We start from the raw sequence: 251 nt of genomic DNA on the forward strand, positions 1-251 counted from the left end.
AGAAACGGAATGAACAGCATCCCCTCTATCATCAGCAAGCATAAAGCCTATTTTGCGGCGGGACATACGAGACCGCTTGAATCGAGACTGAACATTTTGCGAAAGCTGAAACAAGCCGTCAGAACTCATGAAGCCGATCTCATAGCCGCTCTCTACCAGGATCTCCATAAATCCGAGCAAGAAGCATACTCAACAGAAATCGGAATCGTCTTGGAGGAAATCAGCTTTGTCATGAAACGGCTGAGAAAATG

At 46.2% G+C, this 251-nt stretch carries 1 pseudogene; it reads left to right on the forward strand.

The features are described 5' to 3' along the window. Positions 1 to 9: 9 nt before the first annotated feature. A pseudogene (locus tag F1003_RS19055) lies at positions 10 to 251 on the forward strand (aldehyde dehydrogenase); the annotation flags it as partial.

Source organism: Winogradskyella ouciana, assembly GCF_009709615.1.
In the GTDB taxonomy this organism is placed as follows: Bacteria; Bacteroidota; Bacteroidia; order Flavobacteriales; family Flavobacteriaceae; genus Winogradskyella; species Winogradskyella ouciana.